The organism is Arthrobacter sp. SX1312, assembly GCF_002929295.1.
GTDB lineage: Bacteria > Actinomycetota > Actinomycetes > Actinomycetales > Micrococcaceae > Arthrobacter_D.
Map to the genome: position 1 here is coordinate 1 of NZ_PJIM01000054.1, position 280 is coordinate 280.

At 60.7% G+C, this 280-nt stretch carries 1 protein-coding gene; it reads left to right on the forward strand.

The annotated features are described in order from the left end of the window. Positions 1-280, forward strand: a 280-nt coding sequence (locus CXQ92_RS18335) for a hypothetical protein (protein WP_219815804.1), incomplete at both ends; no start/stop codon positions are given.

Below are 280 nucleotides of genomic sequence, written 5' to 3' on the forward strand. Positions count from 1 at the left end.
CCACCACCAGCAGCCGCAGCCGTAGCCGCAGCAGCAGCAGCAGCAGCAGCCACCAAGCCCCTGCTGCTCCTTGACCAGGCTAAGAAGATCACCTTTGAGCTCACCGTGAAGCAGCTGATGAGCTACGATCCTGGGGAATGGACGGAGGCACTGCGTAGAGAGTATCTCCTCCTCATCGACGGCTTCTTCTCCATCCCCTTCCCATCCTTCCTCTCCTTCACCACATACGGCAGGGCAATCCAGGCTCGGATGAAGGTGGCAGAGAGGCTGAGAGCGGCGG